We start from the raw sequence: 4,542 nt of genomic DNA on the forward strand, positions 1-4,542 counted from the left end.
AATGACATCTTCGTCTTCACCGGCGGCTTCGGGGCGGACGTCATCACCGACTTCTCGGCCGGGGCCGGGATCGGCGACCGGATCCGGCTGGAGACCAGCTGGATGGCGGACTTCGCCGATGTGCTCATCCATGCGACGGACACGGCCGGGGGGGTGGTGATCGCCAAGAGCGGCCTGTCGATCACGCTCACGGGGGTGACCAAGGCCCAGCTGAACGCCGACGACTTCCAGTTCGTCGCCCCGGCGGCTCCGCTCCCGGACGCGGCCAAGGACGCTGGGCCCCAGGTTCTGCCGGACGACCAGGACGCCAAGCCCGGCCTGTTCTCCGACGACGACGCCATCATCTGCCCGGTGTTCGACGGCGGACTGGCCGCGGACGTGGACACGCTCAAGGATGACTGGACCGACCTGGACGACGCGCTGGTCCTGCCCTTCGACATGGGTCCCAAGGCCGCGCCGGCGGTCCCGGTCGTCTGCGACACCGCAGCCGGCCCCGACGACCCCGGCCACCCCCTGGCCTTCGTCACCGACACCGAGGCCCTCCTCGCCGAGCGCGGCCCCAACCGCCTCATGAGCCAGCCGACCTGGATCGACTGGGTCTGGTGAGTCAGCGATCGTAGGACAACTGGCCGGCGGCCCTAGCGTAGACCTCTGGGGCCGTCGGTGACGGGCTGGCGTGGCGGGCCAAAACGCCCTATCGGAGCGACATGCAAGTAGCCATTATGGGCACTCCGGGGGGAGTCGAGGACGCCTCCCGATACAGCCTTCACGAGCTCATCCAAATCGCCGGCCAGAACACTGGAAACTTCCTTTTCCAGTATGCGGTGAGCCTGCTTGTAGCGGGCGATCTGCGTTTCATCGGTCGCTCGGGGATGCAGTACAGCGACCCGAACCTTCATGCCGGCCTGGAAGGCATGATCTTTCCGGCCGCCAATCATCTCAGGCGCGGGGCCGACTGGAGCTCGCTGGCCGGATTTCTCAAGACCGTGAAGGCGCCGCTCGGAGTGATGGGAATCGGCGCCCAGGCGGCTGACAGCAGACCCTCCGAAGCAGAAGTAGTCGCGCTTTCATCGGAACCCGAAATCCAGGCTCTGGCGGAAGCTATTGCAGCGAAGGCCTCGCTGGTCACCGTCCGTGGAGCGTTCAGCGCGGAAGTCGCCCGGGCATGTGGCATAGCCGATCCACTTATCCTGGGTTGCCCGTCACTGCTGATCAACCCCAAGCGCGATCTCGGTCAGCGTCTGGCCAAGCGAATTGACGAATTGAAGCGTCGCGATCCCGCCCAGCGAATCAAGCTTGGTTTGGCCGCAGCCGCCCCGTTCGAAATTCGCGAGACCCCCAAGGCCGATATCGAACGCAAGCTCTTCAAGTGGCTGGTGGCCAATGACGGCCTCTACATCCAGCAGTCTGGGGGGCCGGACGCCATCGCGTTCGCGCTGCGCGACACCCGCCATGCCTCCCTCGGAGCGGTGCGCTCAATCTGGCAGGTCTTGGCGCCTGACATGGCGTTCGAGGATTTCATCGACTATTCGATGCGCCGAAACCGCCTTTTCTGGAACGTCGAGCCCTGGTTCGCTCAGATGCGGGCGCTTGATCTAGTGGCCGGCACGCGATTCCACGGAAACATGTTCGCGATCGCCGAGGGTGTTCCTGGCGTTTTCGTGGCTCACGACTCCCGCACGCAGGAGTTGGTTGAAACCATGCAGACGCCTTGGGTCGACTTCACCGACGTCGAGGGCGCTGAAAGTCTCCAGGACCTGTTGCAGGCGGTCAGGTTCGATCCAGCCGCCTTCGATGCAAACCGTAGACGCATCGCTAGGGAGACGACCGCCGCCCTGCGCGGCGCCGGCTTTGAGCCTTCCGAACATCTCCAGAGCCTGGGCGCCGACTCTTGACCGGCGCCTATATCAAGGGACTCAGCCGGCCGGCGCTTGCGCGCGTCTTCGAGGTGAACGGCAGCCCTCTGCGCGAGTTGGAGCCGCAGGAATTGTTGGCCGTCCGCCCGTCGGCGATCTTCGTGAAGGCCGACGACTTCGTCGAGGCTCAGCGTCAGTGGCGGTCGCCTCAGAACCTTGATCTGGTCAACTACTTGAGGGTCCACCCGGTCACCCTGGTGCTGGATAGCAGCTGTGAAGGCCCGGCTGCGGGCCCCGAGCTCCTAGGGCGCGTGCTGACGACCTTAGGCGCGGACCGGGCTGCCGCTCTGTCGGTAGTCTATGTCACCCAAAACGAAGTAGCCGCCGAACAGGCCAACCGCGCGGGTAGCCTGTACGGAGGCAGGTGCTCCTTGTCGGCCGTGACATTCAACTACTTCGCGCGAGCCCTGGTCCGGCAGGTAGCTGCATGCCTCAAGACGCCGGACCAACATCTGAAGTATGTCAGCCGACTGTTTCCCTCGCCCCGACGCGACCGTCCGAAGCGGTATCTGAGCTTCAACAACCGGCCCGCCGTCCACCGGCTGATCCTGGTCGGCTGGCTGAAGCGCGAGGGCCATCTTAACCAAGGCTGGGTGTCGCTGCTCGGCGGGGCCGCCAGTCAGCGCGAAAACTTCGCGGCCCGATCGGAGCGTGACCTGACTGAACGGTTCGCGGCCTTCAAGGATGACTACGATATCGGACGCCAGCTCTGGTCCGGAGGCGGTCTGGCGATACCCCTTGAGCAGGCCGGCGCCGCGACATCTCCGGAATTGCCGCTTGCGCCGTTTGAGCAGAGCTATTTCTCCATCGTGACCGAGTCTGAGATGTCTACCGGCGGCATCCGCCGATTCACGGAGAAGTCGGTCAAGGCGCTGCTTTGCGGTCATCCCATGATTGTGTTGGGGAATGCCTTTACCCTCAGAGACCTACGATCGATGGGGTTCAAGACCTTCCACGACTACTGGAACGAAGATTATGATGCGGTCGCCTCGCCGGCAGAAAGGCTGTCGATGGCGCTTCAGGAAATCGACCGCTTGCTCACGATGGACGCGGCCAGCTTTCGGGACATGATGATCGACCTCTGGCCGATCGTTGACCACAATATTCGCAATGCTCAGGGCATGGGCCTTGAGGTCCTGACGGCCCGCGAGCGCAGGATAGTTGACCTCGCTTTGGCTGGCGCCCCCACACTCTAGCCGCACGCCCTGCACCCCGGATCCGGCTGGATCCGGGCGGTGCGCGTGGCGGTGGTGAGGGCGTCGTAGACGAGGAGGCGGCCGGTCAGGGGGCGGCCTGCGCCCGTGATCAGCTTGATGCACTCCAGCGTGGCCATGGATCCGATCACGCCCGCCAGGGCGCCGATCACGCCGACGCGGGCGCAAGTTTCAGCCCCGGGCGGGGCTTCGGGGACCAGACAGCGGTAGCAGGGGCGACCGGTAAAGACGCCGACCTGGCCCGTCCAGCGGCCAAGCGCGCCGGAGACGAGGGGACGGCCCTCGGCCAGGCAGGCGTCGTTGACGGCCAGGCGCGTCTCGAAGTCGTCCGTCCCGTCCAGCACCACGTCGAAGCGGGCGGCCAGCGCGCGGCCGGTGGCGGCGTCGAACCTGCCCTGGATCGGCTCGACGGCGATGTGCGGGTTCAGGTGGGCCAGGCGCTCGGCGGCGGCGGCGGGCTTGGCCCGGCCGATGTCGGCGGTCGCGAACTGCACTTGGCGCTGCAGGTTCGAGAGGGCCACGGTGTCGGGGTCGACCAGGCCGAGCCGCCCGACCCCGGCGGCCGCCAGATAGAGGGCGGCGGGCCCGCCAACTCCGCCGCAACCGACGATCAGCACCGAACTAGCCTTCAGCTTCTGCTGGCCCGGCCCGCCGATCTCGGCCAGCACCAGCTGCCGGGCGTAGCGCTCGACCTCGTCGTCGGAGAACTCCATGCCCGCCCATAGCGCGGGCGAGCGTGGATTGCAGCCTCAGCCGGCGGACTTCAGCTCGTCGGCGCAGGCCCGCAGCAGGCTCAGCGCTTCATCGGGCGAGAGGTCCGGCAGGGACTTGCCCTCGAGCTGGTCGGCGATGGCGGGCGTGATCACCGCCTGGCCCATGCTCCACTGGCTGAACTCGGCCTGATCGATGGGCTCGTAGGACAGCATACGGATTTCCACGTGGCGGCTGTCGCCTTCGAGATCGGCGAAGAGGCGGTCGATCGAGTCCTTCTGTCCCTCCAGGACCTGCAGGAACCAGCCATCGTGCGCCAGCAGCATGCCGGTCAGGCCGCGCGAGACATTGTTGCGCTGCGATGCGCCCAGGATTTCGGACAGGGCCATCAGATTGCTGGAGGCCACGCCGACGGCGCGGCTCGCGTAGATGGCGCGATGTAGTTGAATCATGGGCACTCCTTGTCCGGGCGGCCATAGGCCGGACCCATGAAGGATGCATGACTTGCGCCGACCGCGCGGCGCGGCCACCTATCGCCCATGAGCGATACCAACTTCCCCGACTGGCACGGCACGACAATCCTGGCGGTGCGCAAGGGCGGCCGGACCGTCATCGCGGGCGACGGCCAGGTCTCCATGGGCCCGACCATCGTCAAGGGCGCCGCGCGCAAGGTGCGGGTGCTGGCGGGCGGCAAGGTGCTG

The 4,542-nt window shown here is 66.3% G+C and carries 4 protein-coding genes and 2 pseudogenes; 4 read left to right on the forward strand and 2 right to left on the reverse strand.

Annotation, left to right across the window (positions count from 1 at the left end):
- The 3 genes and pseudogenes from Q0M60_RS07385 to Q0M60_RS07395 all read left to right on the forward strand — a co-directional run.
- Positions 1–606: pseudogene (locus tag Q0M60_RS07385) on the forward strand (hypothetical protein); the annotation flags it as partial.
- A gap of 101 nt (positions 607–707) precedes the next feature.
- Positions 708–1,895 carry a polysaccharide pyruvyl transferase family protein gene (locus tag Q0M60_RS07390; RefSeq protein WP_296817848.1) on the forward strand — a complete coding sequence of 396 codons (1,188 nt, stop codon included), beginning with the start codon at positions 708–710 and terminating at the stop codon, positions 1,893–1,895.
- The gene (locus tag Q0M60_RS07395; protein ID WP_296817850.1) at positions 1,892–3,112 is read left to right on the forward strand and encodes a hypothetical protein; all 1,221 of its coding nucleotides are present in this window, start codon (positions 1,892–1,894) and stop codon (positions 3,110–3,112) included. Before Q0M60_RS07390 ends, Q0M60_RS07395 begins: the two co-directional genes overlap by 4 nt.
- On the opposite strand, the gene moeB is transcribed toward Q0M60_RS07395, so the two are convergent.
- Together moeB and Q0M60_RS07405 are read right to left on the reverse strand one after the other, a co-directional pair.
- Positions 3,109–3,843: a molybdopterin-synthase adenylyltransferase MoeB gene (gene moeB / locus Q0M60_RS07400; protein ID WP_296817852.1), complete on the reverse strand. Its 735-nt coding sequence runs from the start codon at positions 3,841–3,843 to the stop codon at positions 3,109–3,111. The two genes, Q0M60_RS07395 and moeB, sit on opposite strands and share 4 nt — an antisense overlap.
- 36 nt (positions 3,844–3,879) lie before the next feature.
- Complete coding sequence (locus tag Q0M60_RS07405) at positions 3,880–4,293, reverse strand: BLUF domain-containing protein (RefSeq protein WP_296817854.1); 414 nt, start codon at positions 4,291–4,293, stop codon at positions 3,880–3,882.
- 87 nt (positions 4,294–4,380) lie between these two features.
- Between Q0M60_RS07405 and Q0M60_RS07410 the strand changes: the two are divergent.
- Positions 4,381–4,542 (forward strand): annotated as a pseudogene (locus tag Q0M60_RS07410) (HslU--HslV peptidase proteolytic subunit); the annotation flags it as partial.

This window comes from Brevundimonas sp. (genome assembly GCF_024711105.1).
In the GTDB taxonomy this organism is placed as follows: Bacteria; Pseudomonadota; Alphaproteobacteria; order Caulobacterales; family Caulobacteraceae; genus Brevundimonas.